Source organism: Veronia pacifica, assembly GCF_001707825.1.
In the GTDB taxonomy this organism is placed as follows: Bacteria; Pseudomonadota; Gammaproteobacteria; order Enterobacterales; family Vibrionaceae; genus Veronia; species Veronia pacifica.
The window spans coordinates 69,769-90,993 of the sequence record NZ_LYBM01000011.1; the positions used below are offsets into that span (position 1 = coordinate 69,769).

27 protein-coding genes and 1 pseudogene are annotated in these 21,225 nt (G+C 49.6%); all 28 read left to right on the plus strand.

The window, feature by feature from the left end:
* Positions 1-35 precede the first annotated feature (35 nt).
* Positions 36-2,666: a UvrD-helicase domain-containing protein gene (locus A8L45_RS08165; RefSeq protein ID WP_068901065.1), complete on the plus strand. Its 2,631-nt coding sequence runs from the start codon at positions 36-38 to the stop codon at positions 2,664-2,666.
* Positions 2,667-2,727: 61 nt separating this feature from the next.
* The gene (locus A8L45_RS08170) at positions 2,728-3,714 is read left to right on the plus strand and encodes a phage protease (protein ID WP_068901067.1); all 987 of its coding nucleotides are present in this window, start codon (positions 2,728-2,730) and stop codon (positions 3,712-3,714) included.
* Positions 3,714-4,634: a Mu-like prophage major head subunit gpT family protein gene (locus tag A8L45_RS08175; protein WP_068901069.1), complete on the plus strand. Its 921-nt coding sequence runs from the start codon at positions 3,714-3,716 to the stop codon at positions 4,632-4,634. Before A8L45_RS08170 ends, A8L45_RS08175 begins: the two co-directional genes overlap by 1 nt.
* A 54-nt stretch (positions 4,635-4,688) precedes the next feature.
* Positions 4,689-5,027 (plus strand): hypothetical protein, encoded by a 339-nt coding sequence (locus A8L45_RS08180; RefSeq protein ID WP_068901071.1) that lies wholly within the window; start codon positions 4,689-4,691, stop codon positions 5,025-5,027.
* Positions 5,027-5,176, plus strand: a complete 150-nt coding sequence (locus tag A8L45_RS24995; protein WP_217492136.1) for a hypothetical protein — start codon at positions 5,027-5,029, stop codon at positions 5,174-5,176. The genes A8L45_RS08180 and A8L45_RS24995 overlap by 1 nt, the downstream gene beginning before the upstream one ends.
* Positions 5,158-5,598, plus strand: a complete 441-nt coding sequence (locus A8L45_RS08185) for a gp436 family protein (protein ID WP_068901072.1) — start codon at positions 5,158-5,160, stop codon at positions 5,596-5,598. The genes A8L45_RS24995 and A8L45_RS08185 overlap by 19 nt, the downstream gene beginning before the upstream one ends.
* A complete protein-coding gene (locus A8L45_RS08190) occupies positions 5,598-6,044 on the plus strand; it encodes a phage virion morphogenesis protein (RefSeq protein WP_068901074.1) in 447 nt (148 codons plus the stop codon). The genes A8L45_RS08185 and A8L45_RS08190 overlap by 1 nt, the downstream gene beginning before the upstream one ends.
* Positions 6,041-6,601, plus strand: a complete 561-nt coding sequence (locus A8L45_RS08195; protein ID WP_068901075.1) for a phage protein Gp37 — start codon at positions 6,041-6,043, stop codon at positions 6,599-6,601. Before A8L45_RS08190 ends, A8L45_RS08195 begins: the two co-directional genes overlap by 4 nt.
* Positions 6,570-7,148, plus strand: a complete 579-nt coding sequence (locus A8L45_RS08200; RefSeq protein ID WP_068901077.1) for a phage baseplate assembly protein V — start codon at positions 6,570-6,572, stop codon at positions 7,146-7,148. Before A8L45_RS08195 ends, A8L45_RS08200 begins: the two co-directional genes overlap by 32 nt.
* Positions 7,145-7,474 carry a GPW/gp25 family protein gene (locus A8L45_RS08205; RefSeq protein WP_068901080.1) on the plus strand — a complete coding sequence of 110 codons (330 nt, stop codon included), beginning with the start codon at positions 7,145-7,147 and terminating at the stop codon, positions 7,472-7,474. The genes A8L45_RS08200 and A8L45_RS08205 overlap by 4 nt, the downstream gene beginning before the upstream one ends.
* Before the next feature lie 77 nt (positions 7,475-7,551).
* Positions 7,552-7,887: a hypothetical protein gene (locus tag A8L45_RS25000; protein ID WP_489886348.1), complete on the plus strand. Its 336-nt coding sequence runs from the start codon at positions 7,552-7,554 to the stop codon at positions 7,885-7,887.
* Positions 7,884-7,973, plus strand: a pseudogene (locus A8L45_RS25815) (hypothetical protein); the annotation flags it as partial. The gene A8L45_RS25000 and the pseudogene A8L45_RS25815, both read left to right, overlap by 4 nt.
* A gap of 33 nt (positions 7,974-8,006) precedes the next feature.
* Entirely contained in the window at positions 8,007-8,309 is a 303-nt protein-coding gene (locus A8L45_RS25005; protein ID WP_489886349.1) for a hypothetical protein, read from the plus strand.
* On the plus strand, positions 8,302-8,997 hold the full coding sequence (locus tag A8L45_RS08215) for a phage tail protein I (RefSeq protein WP_068901082.1): 696 nt from the start codon (positions 8,302-8,304) through the stop codon (positions 8,995-8,997). Before A8L45_RS25005 ends, A8L45_RS08215 begins: the two co-directional genes overlap by 8 nt.
* Positions 8,994-9,593, plus strand: coding sequence for a phage tail-collar fiber domain-containing protein (locus tag A8L45_RS08220; protein WP_068901084.1), 600 nt, complete (start codon positions 8,994-8,996; stop codon positions 9,591-9,593). Before A8L45_RS08215 ends, A8L45_RS08220 begins: the two co-directional genes overlap by 4 nt.
* Before the next feature lie 8 nt (positions 9,594-9,601).
* Positions 9,602-10,420, plus strand: a complete 819-nt coding sequence (locus tag A8L45_RS08225; RefSeq protein WP_068901086.1) for a hypothetical protein — start codon at positions 9,602-9,604, stop codon at positions 10,418-10,420.
* A gap of 3 nt (positions 10,421-10,423) precedes the next feature.
* Positions 10,424-10,894 carry a hypothetical protein gene (locus A8L45_RS08230; RefSeq protein WP_068901087.1) on the plus strand — a complete coding sequence of 157 codons (471 nt, stop codon included), beginning with the start codon at positions 10,424-10,426 and terminating at the stop codon, positions 10,892-10,894.
* Between the two features lie 94 nt (positions 10,895-10,988).
* Complete coding sequence (locus A8L45_RS08235) at positions 10,989-11,912, plus strand: hypothetical protein (RefSeq protein WP_068901089.1); 924 nt, start codon at positions 10,989-10,991, stop codon at positions 11,910-11,912.
* A 100-nt stretch (positions 11,913-12,012) separates the two neighbouring features.
* A complete protein-coding gene (locus A8L45_RS08240) occupies positions 12,013-13,173 on the plus strand; it encodes a phage tail sheath subtilisin-like domain-containing protein (protein WP_068901093.1) in 1,161 nt (386 codons plus the stop codon).
* Complete coding sequence (locus tag A8L45_RS08245; RefSeq protein ID WP_068901095.1) at positions 13,173-13,679, plus strand: phage major tail tube protein; 507 nt, start codon at positions 13,173-13,175, stop codon at positions 13,677-13,679. The genes A8L45_RS08240 and A8L45_RS08245 overlap by 1 nt, the downstream gene beginning before the upstream one ends.
* A 12-nt stretch (positions 13,680-13,691) precedes the next feature.
* A complete protein-coding gene (locus A8L45_RS08250) occupies positions 13,692-13,955 on the plus strand; it encodes a phage tail assembly protein (protein ID WP_175401943.1) in 264 nt (87 codons plus the stop codon).
* 14 nt (positions 13,956-13,969) lie between these two features.
* Positions 13,970-14,071, plus strand: a complete 102-nt coding sequence (locus tag A8L45_RS23775) for a GpE family phage tail protein (RefSeq protein ID WP_245680680.1) — start codon at positions 13,970-13,972, stop codon at positions 14,069-14,071.
* A complete protein-coding gene (locus A8L45_RS08255) occupies positions 14,064-16,493 on the plus strand; it encodes a tape measure protein (RefSeq protein WP_068901099.1) in 2,430 nt (809 codons plus the stop codon). Before A8L45_RS23775 ends, A8L45_RS08255 begins: the two co-directional genes overlap by 8 nt.
* On the plus strand, positions 16,490-16,918 hold the full coding sequence (locus A8L45_RS08260; protein ID WP_068901101.1) for a phage tail protein: 429 nt from the start codon (positions 16,490-16,492) through the stop codon (positions 16,916-16,918). Before A8L45_RS08255 ends, A8L45_RS08260 begins: the two co-directional genes overlap by 4 nt.
* The gene (locus tag A8L45_RS08265; RefSeq protein ID WP_068901103.1) at positions 16,915-17,118 is read left to right on the plus strand and encodes a tail protein X; all 204 of its coding nucleotides are present in this window, start codon (positions 16,915-16,917) and stop codon (positions 17,116-17,118) included. Before A8L45_RS08260 ends, A8L45_RS08265 begins: the two co-directional genes overlap by 4 nt.
* Positions 17,109-18,119: a phage late control D family protein gene (locus A8L45_RS08270; protein ID WP_083228251.1), complete on the plus strand. Its 1,011-nt coding sequence runs from the start codon at positions 17,109-17,111 to the stop codon at positions 18,117-18,119. Before A8L45_RS08265 ends, A8L45_RS08270 begins: the two co-directional genes overlap by 10 nt.
* 182 nt (positions 18,120-18,301) lie before the next feature.
* Entirely contained in the window at positions 18,302-19,279 is a 978-nt protein-coding gene (locus A8L45_RS08275) for an acyltransferase family protein (protein WP_068901105.1), read from the plus strand.
* A 541-nt stretch (positions 19,280-19,820) separates the two neighbouring features.
* On the plus strand, positions 19,821-21,224 hold the full coding sequence (locus A8L45_RS08285; protein WP_068901108.1) for an amidohydrolase: 1,404 nt from the start codon (positions 19,821-19,823) through the stop codon (positions 21,222-21,224).
* The last annotated feature ends 1 nt before the right edge of the window (position 21,225 follow it).

A 21,225-nucleotide genomic window follows, 5' to 3' on the forward strand; every position in this document is an offset into this window, starting at 1 on the left:
TGTAATTGAGAAAAATATACGAAGAGGTATAGAATTTGGGTGAAAAGCTTCCTACCGACAAAAAACTATCTTGGTTTGATGAGGTTTTATCTTTCTTGGGCCTAGTGACAAAAGATAGATTTGATAATTTGAATTCTTTTTACAAGATAACTAAGTCTGAATTCTCAAAGGCTTTAGACAAAGAAAATTATAGATACTCAGAGCTAAATAGATCTTTAACTTTGAGAGAAAAAATATACAAAATAGACATTAATCAAAAAAATGATGTTATTTTTAAGCAAGATACAGAACTCTCTCATCTCAATGAATCGATGGAAGATTTATTATTAGCAGGAAGGAAGTATGGTTTAGACCTCGAACGAATCGTGGCAAAAATGAAGCGAAACACTCAAGGACTTCCTGTTGTACACCCTCATTTATTAGAAGATTCGTTATCGATTCAAGAAACGATTGAAGAATTCAAAGAAAAAGTAAATGAGATAAATAGAAGTGAGCAAGCCAAGCCGAGTATGGAACAGAACTTGGTCAGATATAGCTCTCAGCAAGAAGAAATGATCTTTTGTAATAACCGATCCCTACGGGTTCTTGCTGGTGCGGGGTCTGGAAAGTCGACCTCTCTAATACTCAGGATGATTTTTCTACATAAATACCTATCAGTACCGTTAGAAAATATAACTGTATTAACCTTTACTAGAGAGTCTCGATGGGATTTCATTGATAAATTCTTAGAAAGATGCTCACAGTTCGAGATTACAATAGATTATGCTAAAGCAAAATCTATTATCAGAACTTTTCATTCTATAGCATATGATATAAATAAAAATAGTGATGGGAAAGACTTATTATCAGATTGCAAAATAAAAGATGAAAATGGTGATGATATTGATAATGTCCATACTACGGTATCAAACTATAACAGTCCGAATGAAAAGCTTACTTCTTTTAAAGTCAAAACATTTAAATACCTATACAGCCAAGATAAAGAATTCAAGGATGAAGTTAATTTACTTTATATTGCATCATTAATTCAGAATTGTAGCAAGTATAAAGATTATAATTATGGTGAATATGATATCCTTAAGTTAGAGGAAGAAGTCACTGAAGAATGTCTTAACTTGTGGCTGAGAAAAAATAAAAATATTAGTGTTTTACTTAGAAAATATAATAATGCAGGTTCTATACCTATAGGTAATGGTAGATTAAACTACCATCTTTCTTTAGATAATCTAAAATGTAAAGTGTTCTTAGGAGCATTTGCAGCGGATTTTGGAGATTATAGGTGCTTGTCAGATAAAAAATTATTTATGAAGTCTGCCTATGGTTCTAGAGTTAAATTTATTGCAAGAAAGGCAAGTGCAAATTATCTCATAGTTACAAATATTAACGAACTGAATGAGTTAATTTTACTGAATGAACAAACTGAGGTGAAATATAAAAATAGTTCTGATGAATTCCCCTCATTTTTTTATTTGTGTGAGGGTGACATTCCACTTAAACAAGATGATAGAAATAACTTCATAAGTCAAATAAATGGCCTGATTGATTTTTGCTACTCAATTGGTACTCCTCTAGGCCATATGTCTGAAGATGAATTAACTGAGATATACCCTGACAGAAAGAGACCAAATAAGAATGATAAGCGGTTTGTATGGGTTGCTTGGCGTTATCATAGAGAATTGTTAAAAGAATTAATGGATCAAGATTTTACAACCTTTGATGAAATTTTTTATGATTTAGCAAATGAGAATGATTTATTTTCTAGAGGTATAAATTCCCACTCTATTCACAAATTAAATCACCTTCTCATCGATGAATTTCAGGATATATCTCCTAATATAATTAAGTTCATTAGAAATATAAAGCGACAACTCACAGCTGAATGTCACTATGATAATTGTGGCTATCCTAATAGTTCTATTACTTGTGTTGGGGATGATTATCAATCTATTTATGGATGGAGAGGAAGTTCCGCTTCATTTATTATAGATTTTGAGAAGTACTTTACCATTGATAATGATTTAGCAACTGTACTACTTGAAGATAACTACAGGAGTGTGGATAGTATTTTGCAATCTAGTCAGCGAGTTGTGGATAAGATAAAAATTAAAACAGGTAAAAAGTATTTTGCGAAAGCTTCGGCTCCATCAGGGCTAAAAACAGGAGCGAAATATTATCGCCCTGTGAAAGTTTCTAAGTATCAATACAGTATTGACTATGACAGAGCATATACATTACTTATCAGTGAGATAGAGCGTTTTCAGGCTACTGCTGAAAATCCGATATTAGTCCTTTATAGGGGGGGAAATGATATAAATCATCATGAAGGGTCGAACTGGAATAAACTTTTAAAAAAGGAAAACGTTAAGGTCCTTACTATCCACCAAAGTAAGGGGTTAGAGGCAGATTGTGTGTTTGTGTTAGGGGATATAAAAAGGCCTATTAGCCACCCGGTACGTGAAGGGTTGTACGAAGTTTCCGATGAAATGGACGGTTCGTATCGACAAATGCTCCATGATGAAGCCCTGAGGCTAGGCTACGTAGGAATTACAAGAGCTAGGTACCAATTACATTGGTTTTTCTCTACCGATGACTCAACAAAAAATTGTATCAGTTATCTTTTGTCCCCAGATGTGTCACCGCAAAAAGTTCCTAGTAGCGTAATTTAAACCATCCAAAGTGCACCATTTCACCTGATCAACCCATCATTGCCCGCGCTACTGTGCGGGCATGAATACTGAAACCTTCGCATTAAACACTGACCTTACTGCCATTGCTGAGCCTGCCACGGACGGCGCACCACAATGGGCGGAATTTATTCCTGCGGGTGCTGATATCACTGGCCGGGATGGCCGTGCATGGGTCAATGACAATCCTGATGCCATTGTGTCGGCTTTTGCCCATAACGGGGCAGACTTGCCCATCGATATCGAGCATGCCACCGAAATTAAAGGCAAGGCTGGAGAGCCTGCGCCCGCTGTGGGCTGGATAAAGGCCTTACAAGCCCGCGAAGGCGGTTCAATCTGGGGACTGATTGAATGGACCAAAGAGGGCGAGCAACTGGTAAGTAACCGGGCCTATCGCTATCTTTCGCCTGTCTTTACCTTCGACACCCAATCAAAACGCATTCTCAAGCTTTATTCGGCAGGCCTGACAAACCAGCCGAACCTTCACCTGACCGCGCTGAACCGGCGCAATACCACTGACAGAGAGGACACCATGCCTTTACCACTGGCTATCTGTAGTGCGCTGGGTTTGCCCCCTGAGGCAACCGATGCGCAGGCCGTGTCGGCCATTGAGCGACTGGTTAATGACAAGGCCACCGCGATGAATCAGGCGAGCAATCCTTCACTCGAGAAGTTTGTCCCCCGTGAGGACCATGACGCAGCCTTAAACCGCGCCCAGTCTGCCGAGGACAAACTCAAGGCGTCGGAAGAGTTTGCGCTAAACCAGCAAATTGAACAGGCACTGAACAAGGCCCTCAAGGCAGGAGCCATCACTCCAGCCACCGTCGACTATCACCGTATCTGCTGCCAGATGGAAGGCGGTCTTGAACGCTTTGAAACCTATGTCGAGAACTCGCCAAAAATTGGTGAGGACAGCGGCCTTGATGACAAGGCCATTAACCGCGACACCCTCAGCGAGGAAGAACGCACAGCCTGCCGACTCCTTGGCATCGAAGAGACTGACTTTACCGCTGCAAAGGAGACTGACTGATGGCGATTATTACTCCCCAACTGATTAAGAGCCTGTTTACCGGCTTCAAGTCGTCCTTTCAGGGCGGCCTTGGTATGGCCACACCGCAATACAAAAAAGTGGCGACCGTCATTCAGTCCTCCACCGCCTCGAACACCTATGGCTGGCTCGGTCAATGGCCGGGATTCCGTGAGTGGGTCGGTGACAGGGTTATCAAGGACATGGAAGCCCATGGCTACCAAATCTTTAACAAGGATTTTGAATCGACCGTCGGCGTCAAACGCACCGACATTGAGGATGACAACCTTGGTATCTACAGCCCTATGATGCAGGAAATGGGTCGGGCGACGGCTGCGTTCCCGGACGAGATGGTCTTCCCGCTGCTGCGCGAAGGCTTTGCCACCCACTGTTATGACGGCCAGTATTTCTTTGACCCTGACCACCCGGTGAACGACAAAGTGGACGGGCAGGGAAAGGATGAGAGTATCGCCAATATCATGACCGATGAGGCCTATGACGGCGAGGCGTGGTACCTGTTGGACACCACCCGCGCCATCAAACCCATCATTTATCAGGAGCGGAAAAAACCCAAGTTCGTGGCGATGACCAAAGAAGACGATGAAGAAGTCTTCATGCGCAAAATGTACCGCTACGGGGTGGACCTTCGCTGCAACGTCGGGTTTGGTTTCTGGCAGATGGCCTATGCCGTCAAGGCAGAGCTGAACCTCGACAACCTCTGGAAAGCCTACAGTGCCATGCGCCAGTTCAAGGCGGACGGCGGCAGACCCCTCGGTATTAAACCCAACATGCTGGTCATTCCGGTTTCCCTTGAGAAAACCGCAGTCCAGCTACTCCAGCGTGAACTGTTCGCCGATGACGGCAACACGGTCTCGAACGAGATGCGCGGCAAGTTCCAGCTGGTGATACCTGACTTCCTGTAATTCCTACCTGAAGACCTTTGCCCCCGCCATGGGGGCCTTTTTCAAGGAGGCACAATGGCAGATGCATTCTTTATCCGGGCAAGACAACGTCCCGGTATGAGACGGGCGGGGGTGTACATCCCCTATGAAGGCCTGACACTCGACCCCTCTGACTTTGACAGCCAGCAGCTGGCACTTCTGGAAACCGAAGCGGGCCTGCTTATTAACGAGGACCTGCCTGACGATGTGATTGATGAGCCGGAAGAGTGGCTTGAGGATATCGTTGAGGTGATGGGCATGCTGGACGGTGACAAGAAGCCGACCGTCAAATCGATAGAAAAACAACTCGGCCATGACATCACCGCTGACCAGCGTGACCGGGCATGGGACATTTACCAGATGAGGCTTAACTGATGAAAGTCTGTTTGTTTCTGCTGTGGCTGATGGCCTTCGATGTGTCGGGCAGTGATGTCCGTGAGCACACGGTCTGCGTGATGGTCCTCGAAGGTGGCGCCGTCAAAATAGGGAAGGTGGTCAACGGTGTATGCCGGGTGACATTGTGACCGGATATGCCACCGTCAATGACATCCTGACCCGTTATGGTGAGGACGTGCTCTTCACATTGGCTCATCATGAGGGTGAACTGGATGAGCCTGCCGTGGTGAGAAGCCTCACCGATGCCAGCGGACTGATTGATTCCTACCTTGGCAGCCGTTATCCCTTGCCGCTAAATGATACGCCGCAGGTGCTGACCCGTTTGACGATCGACATTGCCCTGTATTGGCTGTCCGAAGATGGCGGCGGGGCGACGGATGAAAAACGTCAGCGTTTTGAGGATGCGATTCAATGGCTGGAAGGTGTCGCCAAAGGGCGGATTGAACTGCTGCCGGTGCAAGAGACTACCGAAGACATTACGCATGCGGAGGACGTCATTGTTACCTCAAACCCAAGGCTGTTTTCCCGTGATGGATTGAGGAGTTTCTGATGGCGGTCGGTGCAGCGATTGAACTCAAAGGTGTTGACCGGTTGAACCGCGTATTAGCAAGGCTGAGCCGCGTTAATACTGAGGACCTGATGGGCGCACTGGCCAACCTTGTTGAAAGCCAGACCCGCGAACGCCTCGAACACACCAAAATCAGTCCCGACTATGACCTCTGGCCGAACTGGTCAGACAGCTATGCCGATACCCGTCATGCTAACCATAAACTGCTCGAGAACGAGGGCCATCTGGTCGATTCAGTTGTCTCGGTCGTGGATGATGGCGGGGGAGAAGTGGGCAGTAACCTTGTCTATGCGTCCAGCCACCAATATGGCGATGACAAGCGTAATCTTCCCCAGCGTGAATACCTTGGCGTCAATGCTGACAACATGGAGCAGCTCGAGGCGGCACTGGAAGCATGGGCGGATGAACTGATTGGGGCAGCGGCATGAGACTGCTGGCCCTGCGACACGCCATCATTACCAATATCAAAGAAGCACTGCCAGAGCTCTCGGCTGTCGATGCCCATCCGGGGCGGTTTAACCTTGATGAGCTTAGGCGTATTGCTACCAAGCTGCCTGCGGTACGGGTTGCCATTATGGCTGTGTCCAAAGCGGCGCCTGTCCAAACGGGCGAGCGGCAGCTGACCGTCAAACTGGCCGCCTTTGTGATGACCAGTGACAGGCGAAAACTGCCCAAAGATGAATCCGCGCTGGCCATTGTCGAAGCCTTGCTGGCTCTTGTTCCCGGTCACCACTGGGGAATGGGGAAATTAAGCGGGGCAAGCACCCCCAAGGCTGAAAACCTCTTTTCCGGCAAGGTCGATAAGCAGGGTGTGGCCATGTGGGCCATTTCATGGGAGCAGGTTATCACGGTCGGCGACGATATCTGGCAGGGCGGGGTGTTACCGTCCCGCCTGTATGTCTGCAATGACCCTAACCACTTTGGTGACAGGGACCATTATCTGGAGGTGAGTGATGATGGAAGTGATACTACAGCGTCTTGCTGAGCTGGAGCGCCGCCTCAGTAATCTCATCATGACCGGCGTGATAGTTGATACTGACTATCCCCTTGGCAAGGTCAAGGTGGCAGCCGGTTTGCTGACCACAGGCTGGGTCCCATGGCTGACCCACAGGGCCGGGACGGATACCGACTATTGGGCCCCGGAAGTGGGTGAGCAGGTGATGTTGTTGAGCCCATGCGGTGAGCCTGAACTGGGTGTGGTGTTGCCCGCTTTATATCAGGATGCATTCCCGGCCACAGACCACCATGCTGATGTGCGCCGTGTGCTGTTCGCTGACGGTGCCGACTTCAGTTATGATCGCAAGCACCACGGGCTGACGGTTGTCCTTCCCGGAGAAGGGACCACCACGCTGATCAGTAAGGGTGGGGTGAATATCATTGGCGATGTCACTGTGACCGGCAGTATCAAGGCCACCGGAGATATCACCGACCACAAAAGGGCCATGGACGCTGACAGAGCTATCTTTAATGGCCACAACCACAAATCACCGGAAACCGGTGCCAGTACCTCTATCCCGGACCCGCAGCAATGAACGGCATGGATCGTATCTCAGGCAAAACTCTCAACGGCATTGACCATGTTCGCCAGAGTGTGGCCGATATCCTGACCACGCCACTCGGAACCCGGGTGATGCGTCGGGACTATGGTTCGCGGCTGTTCGAGCTGGTTGATGCCCCTATGAATGACGAGACACTGGGCGAGATTTATGTGGCCACGGCTGAGGCGATTGAACGCTGGGAGCCTCGGTTTCATTTGCTCCAGGTCTTCACCTCAAACCTCACCCCCGGCCATGTGACGCTTGCCCTTGTTGGCGAATACCTTGGCCAGTCAGTGACCTTGTCGGGAGTGAGCGTATGACCTCGGCGATAAACCTGTCCAAACTCACTGCACCGGATGTGGTGGAATCCCTCGACTACGAAACCATTCTTGGCGAGATGCTGGCCGACCTTCGGAAGCGGCTGCCATCTTTCTCATCAACGGTCGAATCCGATCCGGCGTATAAAATTCTCGAAGTGGCGGCCTATCGTGAGCTGCTGTTGAGGCAACGGGTCAATGAAGCGGCCCGTTCGGTGATGTTGGCCTTCTCTTCACGAGGCGACCTCGACCAGTTGGCGGCTCTGTTCAATGTGGTCCGCCGTGACGGTGAAAGTGATGAGAGCCTTCGGATGCGCCTGCCGCTGTCCCTCGAAGGGCTGAGTACAGCCGGTCCCAGAGGCGCTATCACTATCATGCCTTATCGGCCTCTTCAGAGGTCAAGGATGTATCAGTAATTAGCCCCAGACCGGGTGAAGTTGAGGTCACAGTGTTAAGCCACCAAGGACGCGGGGAAGCCAATGCCAGCCTGCTGTCTGAGGTAAGAGCGGCCCTCAGTGATGAGGATGTCCGGCCGCTGACTGACAAGGTGACCGTGAAAGGGGCCAACGTCATTGCCTACAAGGTCGTGGCGACCCTCATCTGTTTTGCAGACCCTGACCGCAAGGTGGTGAACGACGCGGCGCAAAAAGCGGTTCAACAGTATGTCGCGGAAAGTCATCAACTTGGCCGTGCGGTGACACGCTCTGGTCTCATTGCTTCCCTGCACCAACCGGGAGTGATGAATGTGTTGTTAAGTTCTCCGGCGGCGGACATCAACACGGCCAGCCATGAGGCGGCATGGTGTACTGACATTACCTTGGCGGTCAGCGATGGTTGACTCCCTGCTGCCACCCAATGCCACACCCGAAGAGCGGGCGATTGAAGGCAGTACCGCAAGGCTTGCGGATATCCCCGCTGACCTAGCCAAACTGTGGCGGCCTGATGATTGTCCGTTGGAGTTGTTGCCATGGCTGGCGTGGTCCTTGTCTGTTGATGACTGGGACCCAAACTGGCCTGAAGCCCAGCAACGACAGGTTATCCGGGATGCTGCAAGACTCCACCGCAGCAAGGGCACAGTCGGGGCGGTGAAACGGGCACTGGCAAACCTTGGCGTCACAGTGGACATGCTGGAGTGGTTCGAACACACCGATGACGTCGCACTGGCCCGCATTCACTCGAGCGAACCGCACACCTTTGTCTTTATCGCGTGGGCCAATGCCAATCCTTATATCAGCAACCGGGTTTTCCTGAATCCTGAACTTTATGCCGTCATTACCCGGGCGGTTGAGAACACCAAACCCCTGAGGTCCCACTTTGATTTTCTGGTTGGGGCAAGACTCGACAGTGGCCTTGCAGCCGGGGCTTCATCCGGTGGCTGGCTCCAGTCTGGCCGCTTCAGTCAGCAGACAAAACCGGTGCAGGTACCAAAAACTATTTCCACGCTAAGTGCAGGATTTCACCTGAACAACCGCCGTCTGGCTGTTGCAAGATATTATATGGTGGAATCTCCCGGAGTGGCCGAGTGAGCACGATATTACGACCAACGATTACCGAAGCAGGCCTTCAGGCGGTATTCAATGCCGACCATGATGGCTTTGCCGCGCGCCTGACCCATGTGGCATTGGGGGAGGGGGCGTATCGTCCCGACCAGAACCGGCGGGACCTGCACCGTGAGCGCAGCCGCTTTCCCATTGCCTCCGGCCAGAAAGTCACCCCCACCCAAATTCATCTGAGCGTTATCGATGACAGTGCCAAAGCCTTTTGGGTGCGGGAAGTCGGCTTTTTCCTCGAAGACGGTACCTTATTCGCGGTCTATTCAGAGCCCGGCAAAGCACTGGCCTATAAATCCCCGGATGTAGACCTCTTAATGGCCTTTGATGTGGTGCTGACCGGTGTACCCGCTGACTCAATCAATATCATCGACCAAGGCGCAGACTTGAACCTCTTGGTGGCTCCTGAGCTGGCCAAGATGGCAGCGACCCATGTTGACCACCTGCGCCGGTACCTGACATTGAAAGACGACCTTGAACACGATGCCCTGTGGCGAACCATGCTGCAGGCCCAGACCGCGACCGTGCAGATTGATGGCATGCGCCGCTACCTGACAGACAAACTAGGATAGGAGGCAGTATGTCCCTTGAGAAAGACATTGCGGATCTGGTGAAAGCCACTAATCGGCTGACCGAATCGGTGGATAGTCAAATCGACGATATCAAGCGCGAGCTGGGAAGTGCGCGAAGTAAAATAGATGGCTACATCTCAAAGGCCAGAAGCGAGCATCCTCTGCCCGTTAACCTTGTGAGCAACTCATTCATGAAGGATATCGAGAATGGTGTACCGAAGGGTTTTTCCAGTAGGGGCGTGACCATCGAAGCGGTTCATCCTTACACGTCAGCCTTTGAAGCGCCATATGTGCCAGAAAGACCCAGCAACGCAACGACTGATCCAGATAAAGCGACAAGAGAAACGCCATATTTCTTTAGAAGGTATACGAAAGGACCACGTTTCCCCAAGTGGGGAGGTGGCCTCGCCAACGGTTGGGGCGCTATCACAAACGGACATATTTTAAAGATCACCGGGACGCCGGGCGACAATGAGGAAAGCCGACAGGTTTTTCTTCCCAAAGCACGCAGCGTTTACTCAGGACACTATGGGGTCCGTATGTGGGTCAAACTGGTGAAAGGGAGTGTCATGGGAATTGGAGACCATAGTGGGTATATGACCCATGGACCCAAAGGCCTGACGGTCACGCGAGAGATGAGCCAGAGTGCACCGCAAGGGTGGTTTCTTATCAATGGTGTCGTGGGCGTTTCTGCCACAACAGGTGGGTTTGGTAATAGCCTTTCAGTTGGGTTTAAAAGCACAGAGACGATCGAAGCCTATATCGCTATGCCAACAATCTGGACGTTTCTCCATCCATCACCACACGGCTTATCTATGGGAGGCTAACTGATGTTAATTGCGACTGAGAAAAAGACTGGTTCATCGCTCTACGGCAGTTATGACGAAAGCACACTGAACGATTTCATTGCCTCGTTTTACTCACCAGAGTTTATCGATGAATTTGGGGAGCCGGAGATAGAAGTTTCACCGAACGTGCAGCAGATTATTCAGCGTGATGAGGTCCGAAGCAGGATCTCCGGTGAAGTTGGCGATTCAGATACTCTTCTTGGTACCACAGCAGATGGCGTCCAGTTGCTGCTGTTTGGTTTCTGTCAGTTAGTGGTCAAACTCAATGCAGCCAGCACGTTGGCTGAAGTCAGGGAAGCTGCTGGCCCCTTCAATGCTCTTGCAACTTCGTTCCTGACCAAAGTCGAGAGTGGAGAGGTAAAACTGCCTTTTCAGGTGAAGGGCCTCGAATCAGTAGTCGAGGACATTGAATCACGGGCAACGGCAGTGGCTGAGGTGTTGGGGGGGAATTAGTACAAACACTAACCTGACCGCATAAAAATCACTGCCCCATGGGCACTGACGTCGATTTTGAATACCATTTCCTTTCAAAATGAGGGAAATCAGAATGATAAATCTACGTCGGTGCTTAAATCTATTTTTTCTCGCCATCATCTTTTCAACTTCTGGCACTGCCTTTTCAAAGTCTGAGATAGATCCGTATACCGAATTCTTCAATGCATATCATACGGAAAAATCTTTAGACGAGCTTTCACGACTCAGCGCAAAGTTCGTCATCACAAACATTTTTGAAAAAGATGAACCGGCCGGAACATATAGCTATCAATTGCCAACATTGAAGGAGTATTTCCGCACTTATATATATGCGGAGAAGTATAAGTTAAAAAACATTGAAGCTCTGAAAGAAGCCTTCAATGAAGAAGAAATGAAAAATGTACTCGAAGTATATAAATCTGAGGACTGTGAGAGTATCTATGTTTCAGGTGTTTCGAGATACTTTGTTCCTAAGAAAGAATTTCTAGAAAATACCAATGATAGAGCTCGAAAGTGTTTTGAAATAGTGTTTCCCGGCTACCCAGAAAATCGGGATTCTGAAAGGACAAAGAAAATATCAAAGCTGAATAAGCACTCAAAAAGACTAGTCAGTTCCCTCGCTGACGAATTCGATGAGGAGTTGCAGCAATGGTTTGTTCGTTCTGCCTACATTAATCAACTTCTATCTATTGAGAGAAAAACAGTCGAAGATTCAATATGGAAAGGTTTAATTCGGCCAAAAGGTATTGGGGTTTATGCAACTTTTGACTCTTTGAAATATGAATATACATACCAGCTGAAAGTGGCAGATGAAGTCAACTTGCCATGGAATGCAAAAGACAAGTTCATCAATGAGATATGCAGTAGCTCTGGGGCAAAAAATGCTATGAAGAACGGAGCAAAACTCGACTTTGAGTGGTTTGATTTAAATGAAAAATCGATTGCAAGGTTAGTGCTTGTCATTTCTGATTGTGATGATGTCAAACATTCCGCCTAGAGTGCCTTGATTCGTTGTCCAAGTGAACCATTTCACCTAACCAATAACTTCTGTCCGGTGCATCCTCTGGGATCATTTGTTCCCAACCTGAGGACCTCACATGCCCGGACAGTTCCTCCACGGGGTGGAGGTGGTCGAGCTTAACGGCGGGCCACGTCCTATCCGCACTGTCAAAAGTGCCGTCATTGGCCTTGTCGGTACTGCACCGAATGCCGATGCTGATAAATTTCCCCTCAACATGCCGGTACTGATCGCCGGTAAACGCACAGAAGCTGCGCCCCTTGGTAACACAGGCAGTTTGCCCTCGGCTATCGATGGCATTTTCGATCAGGCAGGGGCCATGGTTGTGGTCATTCGCGTTGAACACGACAAAGATGCCAACCAGCAGCTGGCCAACGTGATTGGCGGCGTCAATACCGACACTGGCAACTATGAAGGTGTTCAGGCCTTATTGGCGGCTGAATCTGTCCTTGGTGTTGCGCCTAAAATCCTGATTGCTCCCGGCTTTACCAGCGAGCAGGCCGTGGTCGCCGAGATGATGGGCATTGCTGACAGGTTGCGTGCGGTGATCATTGCTGATGGTCCAAGCACCCAAGATGCGGATGCCATTGCCTATCGACAAAACTTCGGCAGTGGCCGGGTCTATGTGGTCGACCCCAAGGCCAAAGTCTTCGACACCGTCTCGGCCAAGGAGACTGTCGAGCCAATCAGTGCAAGAGTGGCTGGGTTGATCGCCCGCTCCGACAATGACCGGGGTTTTTGGTGGTCGCCTTCGAACCTCGAGATTTATGGCATCACCGGTACCGACAGGCCTGTCGATTTTACCCTTGGCGACACCAATGCACGTGCTAACTATCTCAATGAGAGTGATGTGGCCACGGTGATCCGAAAAGATGGGTTTCGCCTATGGGGTAACCGAACCTGCTCGAGTGATCCCAAGTGGGCCTTCCTATCTGTCAGGCGCACCGCAGACATGATCAATGAGAGTTTACTGCGGGCGCATATGTGGGCGGTGGACCAGAACATCACAGCCACCTACCTCGAAGACGTGACCGAAGGGGTCAATGCCTATTTGCGCGACCTCAAGGCCCTCGGGGCCATACTCGGCGGTGAGTGCTGGGCTGACCCCGATCTCAACACACCATCCAACATCGCGCAGGGCAAAGTCTTCTTTGACTTTGATTTCACGCCCCTTTATCCGGCCGAACACATCACCTTCCGGTCGAGTCTGGTCAATGACTATCTGGAGGAGATCGTCTGATGTTCAAAGATACGCTGAGGGAGATGAACCTCTATGTAAATGGCAAAGGTTACGCCGGTGTCATTGATGAGCTCAATCTGCCCAAACTCAAGATAAAGACCGAGGAATACCGGGGCGGCGGGATGAACATGCCGGTGGATATCGACATGGGGATGGAGAAACTGGAAACCGATTTTTCTGTCTCCAAGTTCGACAAGAATGTACTGACCAGTTTTGGCCTCAAGGCAGGGCATGCCATTCCCCTGACCGTGCGCGGCGCTGTGATTGATGAAGCCGATGGCAGTGAATTTGCGGTGGTGGTAACCCTTCGTGGCATTGTCACTGAAATGGATTTTGGCAGTTGGAAAAGTGGCGATAACACTCCGCTGAAAGTGGCGATGTCCCTGCGGTATTACCGCCTGACCGTCAACGGTGAAGACCTTCACGAAATTGATGTCGCCAACATGGTGCGCAAAATTAATGGTGTTGACCAGTTAGCTGATACCCGCAAACACATAGGACTCTAGGCCATGGAAATTGTGACCCTGAATTATCCCATTGAAGTCGAGGGGGAGTTGCTGTCGCAGGTTAGCCTCAGGCGACCTAAAGCCCGTGACCTCAAACATATGGAAACCGCGAAGGGAGGAGAGATCGCCAAATCGATGGGATTGATTGCCCATCTGGCGGAGCTTTCCCCGCATGCTATTGAAGAGCTGGATGCGAGTGACTTTCAGGCTATCAGCGAGGTAGTGGCCGGTTTTTTGACGGACTCAGTCCAGGCGAACACCTCTACAGTGTCCTAGCCGATCTGGCTGCAGTGTTTCACTGGCCACCGTCAGAGCTTTGGGACCTTGACCTTGCGGATATAAGTCGCTGGCATCAGGAGGCCCACAAACGGGCAGGAGACAGACATGGCTGAACTGGCTGTCGCAGTGGTGTTAAGGGCGGTCGATAAGATCTCCGAGCCCATGCGGCGGATTCGAAAAAATACCGAAAAACTGTCCGGTGCCTGTAAAAGCGCGGGCAGTGCGGCTGATACATTTTCCCGACGTCAGGAGACACTTCGAAAACGCACCGAAGCGGCCAACAGGGTGCTGGTCAAACACAAGCTGGTGACGGATTCCCTGACCCGGCTCAATCGTCAGGTGGCAGGCCTTGCCTCACACCTTGGTAATGCCAGCAGTGAAGCGGCTTCATTGGGTATAAAGCTGGGTGTGGTCGCAGGACTGGCAGGGTGGGGATTCAAGACCCAGTTTGTCGATACCGCCGCTCAGTTCGAACGCTTCCAGACCATCCTTGAAACCACTGAAGGCAGCAGCGAAAAGGCCCGTCAGGCCATGCAGTGGGTCAGTGAGTTTGCGACCAAAACACCCTATGAACTGGCAGAGGTGAATGAGGCTTTTGTGAAGCTTCGCGCCTATGGCATGGACCCGACTCAGGGTTTGTTGATGACACTTGGCAATACCTCATCCGCAATGGGCAAAGACTTGATGCAGGCCGTGGAGGCCGTCGCTGATGCTGTTACCGGGGAAAACGAACGGCTGAAAGAATTTGGGATCAAAGCCAGTACCAAGGGAAACACTATTACCTATGAGTACACCAATAAAGCGGGGGAGCAGGAGACCCGGCAAGTAGACAAAAATGACCGTAAGGGAATTCAACGGGCCTTGTCGGAGATCTTCGACCAGAAATACTCTGGCGCGATGGACCGTCTGTCAAAAACATGGTCTGGCATGATCTCCAACCTCTCCGACCAATGGACACGGTTTGCCAATATGGTGATGGAGGCCGGTGTCTTTGATTTCATGAAAAGTAAGCTCAGTCATATTTTGGCGACCATCAATGCCATGGCCGACAGCGGCCAGCTTCAGGCCTATGCCCGCAAGCTATCTGAATCACTCATCACTGGACTGAAAGCGTTGTGGCGGTTCGGTACAGCGGCCGTTGATGTTGGGCGTGATGTCGTCTGGGCAGCCAGTCGCGTGGCTGAGGCATTGGGTGGCTGGAAACCACTTTTAATGACACTAACGGGACTGATGGCGGGCAAGTTTTTGGTGTCAGTGCTGATGGTGGTGAAGACACTGGGTGGCGCAGTATTCCAGTTGGTAAGGCTGGCCAAAAATGGTTTCGGCTTTTTACTTTCCAAGCTTAATCTTCTGATGCGGGCAGGCTCAGTGCTTCGGGTGGTATTTGCGGCAAGTCCTATCGGGCTGATCATTACCGCTGTCACTGCTGCCGTTGGGCTGGTTATGGCCTTTTGGCAGGAAATTAAAGCCTTTGGCCTTGGTGTGGTAGCAGGGTTTAGGGAAGCGGCGGCACCCATTAAAGCGATGTTTTTGCCATTGGCGCCGATGTTTTCAGCGCTCAGTGATGCCATTGGTTGGGTTGTCAGTGCATTGTCGTCCTTGTTCGCACCGTCACAGGCTACCGCAGCAGAGCTGGGCAGGGTGTCAGAAGCGGGTCGTCAGTTCGGCAGCTACCTAGCCGGTGCCATCAAGCTTTTACTCTCACCTTTTGGTTTCCTGATTGACCTCGTTCAACAACTGGCCACCTTTGTTACCGACCTTTCCGGACGAGTCACTGACTGGCTCCTTGCTGTGATTCCGATGGAGGCAGCGGTCATAGCGTTGTGTGATGCATGGAAGTGGGTGACCAATGTAGTCAGTCAATTGGCCCCTATTATCACACCGTTACTGGGCTTGTTTGATGCCGTGGCACAAGCGGCACAGCTGGCCGGACAATGGCTCAGTGATGCGTTTACTGCCGCCTTAATCCCATTGGCTGCACTGCAGGACGCCATCAGTTGGATCGCCGATAACCTGAGCACCATCACCGGCGCGGCGGATGCAGTCGGGGGTGTAATGGACGGCGCATGGGAAGGCACGAGAGGTGCCGTGACGTCAGCATTGGACTGGGCATTTGGTACCAACGATGATGAGAAGGATCACTCGCCCCAATCGCCAACAGTACCACCATCAACGTCCGCCCCGTCAGAACCGACATCTTTGCCGTCAATAACGGTTGAATCACCGTCAGTCCCGACGGCACCGGTACTATCAACACCGCCATCAATGACAGGTTCACCATCAGAACTGACAGTCTCTATGCCCCCGGCTAAGCCATCGCCAAAACCGGCTAGGCCTTTGATGGCAAGGGAAGCACCCCAACAGGTTTCCCAGTTCGAGCAGCACAACACCATTACAGTTGTCCAGCAGCCGGGAGAGGATGGCGAACAACTGGCACGGCGCATTGTCAGGGAAGAGATAAAGATGAAAGAGCAGGCTGCCAGTGCGAGACAACGGGGCGCCTTGTTTGATTATCAGGAGAGCGTAACACCATGATGCTGATGTTAGGGCGTTACCGCTTCAGTCTGGATACCGCCGCCTATGAGGGTAAATCACGGGAAACCCGATACCGGTGGGGAGAGCAGGCGAGACTGGTTGAACGACCGGCGCTGCAATTTATTGGACCCGGCGAGGATAAGCTCGATATCGACGGCATTATCTACCCGTACTACCGGGGCGGTCTTGGCCAGCTTGAGACCCTCAGGCGAGAGGCGGGACGGGGTGAGCCGCTGTTATTGGTAGAAGGGACCGGCAAAGTGCTGGGCCGCTGGGTGATTGATGTCGTAAGGGAAAACCAGCGAACCTTTGCCAAAGATGGCACGCCTGCCGCAATTCGCTTTTCCCTGACCCTTCGCAAACATCAGGCGGGACGGAACAGTCGGGTAAATGACTGGAGCCATCTGATCAGGGGACAGGGATGAAAGTCAGGACAACAGAGGGAGAGATGCTCGATGAGATTGTCTGGCGACATTACGGCCAACGCCCCGGTGCAGTGGAGGCCGTCCTTACAGCCAATCCGTATTTGTCAGCGCATGGCCCCCGCTTACCTGCTGGCCTCATCATTACCCTGCCAGAGATTGCTCCGCCCAATTCCACACAGGGTTTGAAGCTGTGGGACTGACACCGACATTCAGCGTGACGGCAGACGGGGCCGATATCTCCGGGATGATCGCCGAACGGCTACTTCAGCTCACAGTGAGGGACGAGGCGGGTATCCAGTCAGATACGATGGAAATTCGCCTCGATGACGAACAGCATGCCATCGCGTTGCCCCGAACCGGAGCCACACTGACCGTCGCTTTGGGTTACAAGGAAACCGGGCTGGTTCACATGGGGCAGTTTGTGGTCGATGAAATATCCCTGAGCGGCCCACCCAACACCATGATCCTGAGAGGCAAGGCTGCAGACATGCACAAGGCCCTGAAAGTCCCGAAAACCCGGACATGGCAACAGGATGGAAAACCTGCCCCAAGAATTTTACTCAGCCATATTCTTGGTACCGTTGCCGGGGAGCATGGTCTTTCAGCCAAACTAGGTGAGGACTTCAAGCGCATTGATTATGAGGTGGTTCACCAAAGCAATGAGAGTGACCTACAGCTGTTGACCCGGCTTGGCCGGAAACTCGGTGCTATTGCCAAACCCGTCGGGGACTATCTTCTTTTCGTCAAACGCGGGGAAGGGAAAACGGCCAGTGGAAAATCTTTGGCCCCTGTTGCGTTAAGCAAACCTGACTTAACAAACTGGGAGGTCAGCCTGACAGAGAGGGATGGTTATCAGTCGGTGATGGCGAGGTATCAGGATGTGACAGTGGCGAAAGAGAAAACGGTTACCGTGGGAGAGGGGGAACCTATTTACAGCCTCCGTACACTCTTCAAGGATTATGCCGAGGCCGAGTTGGCAGCTAAGGCACAGTTGGGACAATTTACCCGAGGCAAAGCACGGCTTGATATTGAGCTGTTGGGCAGAGGAGATATTCTGGCAGAAACGCCGTTGACCCTCTCAAGCATTCGGGAGGGAGTAAATGGTGACTGGGTGGTGGAAACTGCCACGCACAACCTATCTGAACAAGGTTATGTGCTGAGTGTTACGGGGAGGCCGAAAATGGACGTTTTGGACGGATAAAGAGCACGTTTTTGCCAAATAGTCCCCACCAAAACGATTGATAAGATGTTGATCTGGAAGGGACCATAAACGCATTCAACAAAATCAATTTTTAGAGTTGAGTTACATTTGAAGCATTGATTTTAAATGACTATTATACATTTCTTATAGTGTATCTCACCGTCACTTTTAATCTCTGGTTTATGAAACGCTCATTTGTTTTAGATCTCGCTAGAGTCATTGCCATCACCTTTGTTTTTGTTGCCCATTTTGGCCAGCTACTTGATTCAGATATTGGTGGCTTCTTCGGTGTAAAAAATATTTACTATGTCAGTCTCGGAGGGGTAGGTGTCAGTGTCTTTCTGGTGTTATCTGGCATTCTTGCCGGATTGAGTGATGCGAGAAAACAGAGTCCGTTTTTCACCTACATGGCGAGAAAAATTCAGAGAATTTACCCTATCTACCTGCTTTCTATTCCTCTGGCTATTCTTGGCTATTTGCTTGCCCAGCTTCTACTCGAAGGACGGATTCCTTCACTTTTCCCCAACGGCCTCTTCATTGATTTTTTCGGCAGCGTCACCGGCTTCTATTCTTGGTTGGGACTTTGGGGAGGGCCCTATAACCCGCCCAGCTGGTTTATCGGTCTGATCATCTCTATGTATGCGCTTGCTCTTCCAATGATCGCCGCATTTAAGCGTTGGCCACACATTACCCCGTGTTTTCTGCTTGCGATCAGTCTGATTTCACGCTGGTTTGTTGGGCAAGAGGGAGTGTTACCCTTCACAGATTCTCTGTATGACGAGATTAAGGGCTGGGCATATCGGCAATTTGGTTTTATGCCGGGAAGACCCGCAGACTGGTTTCCTCTCTGTCGCGTATTTGAATTCGGATTGGGCATCTATCTCGCCACAGTGATAAATCGTGAATTCTGGTTCAGGATCGATATACCGTGGTTAAAACAACCGGTTGCCTTTCTAAGCGATATCGCATTTCCTCTGTTTTTACTTCACTATCCATTTATGTTCATGGTCATTTTGCTTATCAAGGCCTCAGTGCCCATCTGGCTAGCAATGACACTTTTTATGTTTTTGATCATTGCGATGTCTTGGTCAGTTGATTGGTACGCCAAGAGGCTGCCAACATTAAAACTGATGAGAAAATTGAGTCGTGCGCGGGAGTAGTTGATGTTCTGAAGGAAATTGAGATAGGGGGAGTGGTGCTTTGCTATCACCATAAAAACCATTCGGACAATTGAAATCAAAGTGTGGCTTTCAGAGGTTAATTGCAAAATAACGGAAGTACAGCACCAAGCTGAACACTGTTCAGCGGCAAACCAACATTTAGTGATGACAAAAGAACGCCATGAAGACAAAAGTACGCACGAGATTTATGAAGAACGTGCTCTGATTGATACCGTCGATACACGCATTAAATACAGAACTGATCGTTTAACTTAGCTTAAAACAGATACCAATAAGGCCGCTATTAAGCGGCCTTATTGGCTGATGGGGCGAATCAAATAAGGCATACTGCCTGATCATCAATGAACCAGTCAGCAACGTTTGCCTGTATGTTTAAATAGACAAAATGGTAAAAAATAAGCCTACTACTAGACACCCTGGGTGATGCTGGTTCCATTGTTAGCGTAATATTTTATGTTGTGATTTTCTGATTAATCAAAATTTGTATCATGCGCCGCAAAATTACCTTTCAGAACAAAACATGTTTAAAAAAAATATCTTCGCACTTGCGCTTGCTACTCTCTTTGGTTCCTCTTCCGTTTGTGCGGTCGAAAACGTCGATTTATTGATTAAAAACGCGACAGTCTTGACGATGAATGATGAAAAAACCATCTTTCAACACGGCTTAGTTGCTATTGATGGTAACCACATTGTGGCCGTCAGTGACGGATCGAATCTTTCTCAATATTCGGCTGATAAAACCATTGATGCAGATGGCGACATCGTCATGCCTGGCTTAATAAATAGTCACACCCACGTTTCAATGACTGTTTTCCGCTCACTGGCAGACGACGTGCCAGACCGCTTACACCGATATATCTTCCCTCTTGAAAAGAAGATGGTATCGCGCGATATGGTGAGAATCGGTGCACAATTGGGTAATGTTGAAATGGTGAAGGGGGGCGTTACCACATACGGCGATATGTACTACTTCGAGGATGAGGTGGCTAAAACGGTTGACAAAATAGGGATGAGAGCTGTTTTGGGTGAAACTGTGATTAAATTCCCTGTGGCAGACGCTGCGAATGCTGATGAGGGGATACAATATGCGGTCGATTTTATTAAGCAATGGAAAGGCCATCCTCGAATCACTCCTGCCTTTGCTCCTCATGCACCGTATACCAACACCACAAATGCTCTAAAAAAAGTCACTCAGCTTTCTGAAAAATATGATGTGCCTGTACTTATTCATCTTGCTGAATCCCATCGCGAAAATGAAGTGATAGCCAAACGTAGCCACGGTAAAACGCCAGTTGGATATATGGAAGAAATTGGTGCGCTGACACCCCGATTAGTCGGGGCGCACATGATCAACGTGAATGATGAGGATATTACTCTGCTTAAGAAACGAGGAGTGGGTATCGCGCATAATATGAGTGCCAATATTAAGTCGGCCAAGGGTGTCTCACCTGCACTGAAAATGTTTGATAATGGTTTACGTATTGGACTCGGTACAGACGGACCTATGTCGGGTAATACATTGAGCACAATTGATGAATTCAACCAAGTTGCAAAAGTCCATAAATTGGTGAACAAAGATCGCGGAGCAATGCCACCAATAAAAGTCATTGAAATGGCGACGATGGGTGCTGCCCGTGCACTGCATATGGAAGACAAGATAGGATCGCTTGAAGTAGGCAAACTGGCTGACGTGATCATAGTGGATACTAAGTCTCCCAATATGACGCCTGTTTACAATCCGTACTCTGCGTTGGTGTATTCGGCCTATGCTTCGAATGTGAAGCATACTATTGTCGATGGTCGTATTTTAATGAAAGATAGAAAGATGCTGACTGTTGATGAAGCGAGCATCAGGGATGAAGCACTGGCTTTTGCTGCAAAAGTAAGAAAAACCGTAATAGATAGTGGAGAGGTCGTTCGCTAAT

Excerpts from the sequence above, each read along its gene's own strand:
- A8L45_RS08190 (WP_068901074.1), top strand. The coding sequence starts at position 5,598 with ATGGCGGTCGGTGCAGCGATTGAACTCAAAGGTGTTGACCGGTTGAAC.
- A8L45_RS08255 (WP_068901099.1), top strand. The coding sequence starts at position 14,064 with ATGGCTGAACTGGCTGTCGCAGTGGTGTTAAGGGCGGTCGATAAGATC.
- A8L45_RS08225 (WP_068901086.1), top strand. The coding sequence starts at position 9,602 with ATGTCCCTTGAGAAAGACATTGCGGATCTGGTGAAAGCCACTAATCGG.
- A8L45_RS25000 (WP_489886348.1), top strand. The coding sequence starts at position 7,552 with ATGCTGGCCGACCTTCGGAAGCGGCTGCCATCTTTCTCATCAACGGTC.
- A8L45_RS08215 (WP_068901082.1), top strand. The coding sequence starts at position 8,302 with ATGGTTGACTCCCTGCTGCCACCCAATGCCACACCCGAAGAGCGGGCG.
- A8L45_RS08205 (WP_068901080.1), top strand. The coding sequence starts at position 7,145 with ATGAACGGCATGGATCGTATCTCAGGCAAAACTCTCAACGGCATTGAC.
- A8L45_RS08175 (WP_068901069.1), top strand. The coding sequence starts at position 3,714 with ATGGCGATTATTACTCCCCAACTGATTAAGAGCCTGTTTACCGGCTTC.
- A8L45_RS08260 (WP_068901101.1), top strand. The coding sequence starts at position 16,490 with ATGATGCTGATGTTAGGGCGTTACCGCTTCAGTCTGGATACCGCCGCC.
- A8L45_RS08200 (WP_068901077.1), top strand. The coding sequence starts at position 6,570 with ATGATGGAAGTGATACTACAGCGTCTTGCTGAGCTGGAGCGCCGCCTC.
- A8L45_RS08185 (WP_068901072.1), top strand. The coding sequence starts at position 5,158 with ATGCCGGGTGACATTGTGACCGGATATGCCACCGTCAATGACATCCTG.
- A8L45_RS08230 (WP_068901087.1), top strand. The coding sequence starts at position 10,424 with ATGTTAATTGCGACTGAGAAAAAGACTGGTTCATCGCTCTACGGCAGT.
- A8L45_RS24995 (WP_217492136.1), top strand. The coding sequence starts at position 5,027 with ATGAAAGTCTGTTTGTTTCTGCTGTGGCTGATGGCCTTCGATGTGTCG.
- A8L45_RS08285 (WP_068901108.1), top strand. The coding sequence starts at position 19,821 with ATGTTTAAAAAAAATATCTTCGCACTTGCGCTTGCTACTCTCTTTGGT.
- A8L45_RS08235 (WP_068901089.1), top strand. The coding sequence starts at position 10,989 with ATGATAAATCTACGTCGGTGCTTAAATCTATTTTTTCTCGCCATCATC.
- A8L45_RS08275 (WP_068901105.1), top strand. The coding sequence starts at position 18,302 with ATGAAACGCTCATTTGTTTTAGATCTCGCTAGAGTCATTGCCATCACC.
- A8L45_RS08195 (WP_068901075.1), top strand. The coding sequence starts at position 6,041 with ATGAGACTGCTGGCCCTGCGACACGCCATCATTACCAATATCAAAGAA.
- A8L45_RS08240 (WP_068901093.1), top strand. The coding sequence starts at position 12,013 with ATGCCCGGACAGTTCCTCCACGGGGTGGAGGTGGTCGAGCTTAACGGC.
- A8L45_RS08180 (WP_068901071.1), top strand. The coding sequence starts at position 4,689 with ATGGCAGATGCATTCTTTATCCGGGCAAGACAACGTCCCGGTATGAGA.
- A8L45_RS08245 (WP_068901095.1), top strand. The coding sequence starts at position 13,173 with ATGTTCAAAGATACGCTGAGGGAGATGAACCTCTATGTAAATGGCAAA.
- A8L45_RS08170 (WP_068901067.1), top strand. The coding sequence starts at position 2,728 with ATGAATACTGAAACCTTCGCATTAAACACTGACCTTACTGCCATTGCT.
- A8L45_RS08265 (WP_068901103.1), top strand. The coding sequence starts at position 16,915 with ATGAAAGTCAGGACAACAGAGGGAGAGATGCTCGATGAGATTGTCTGG.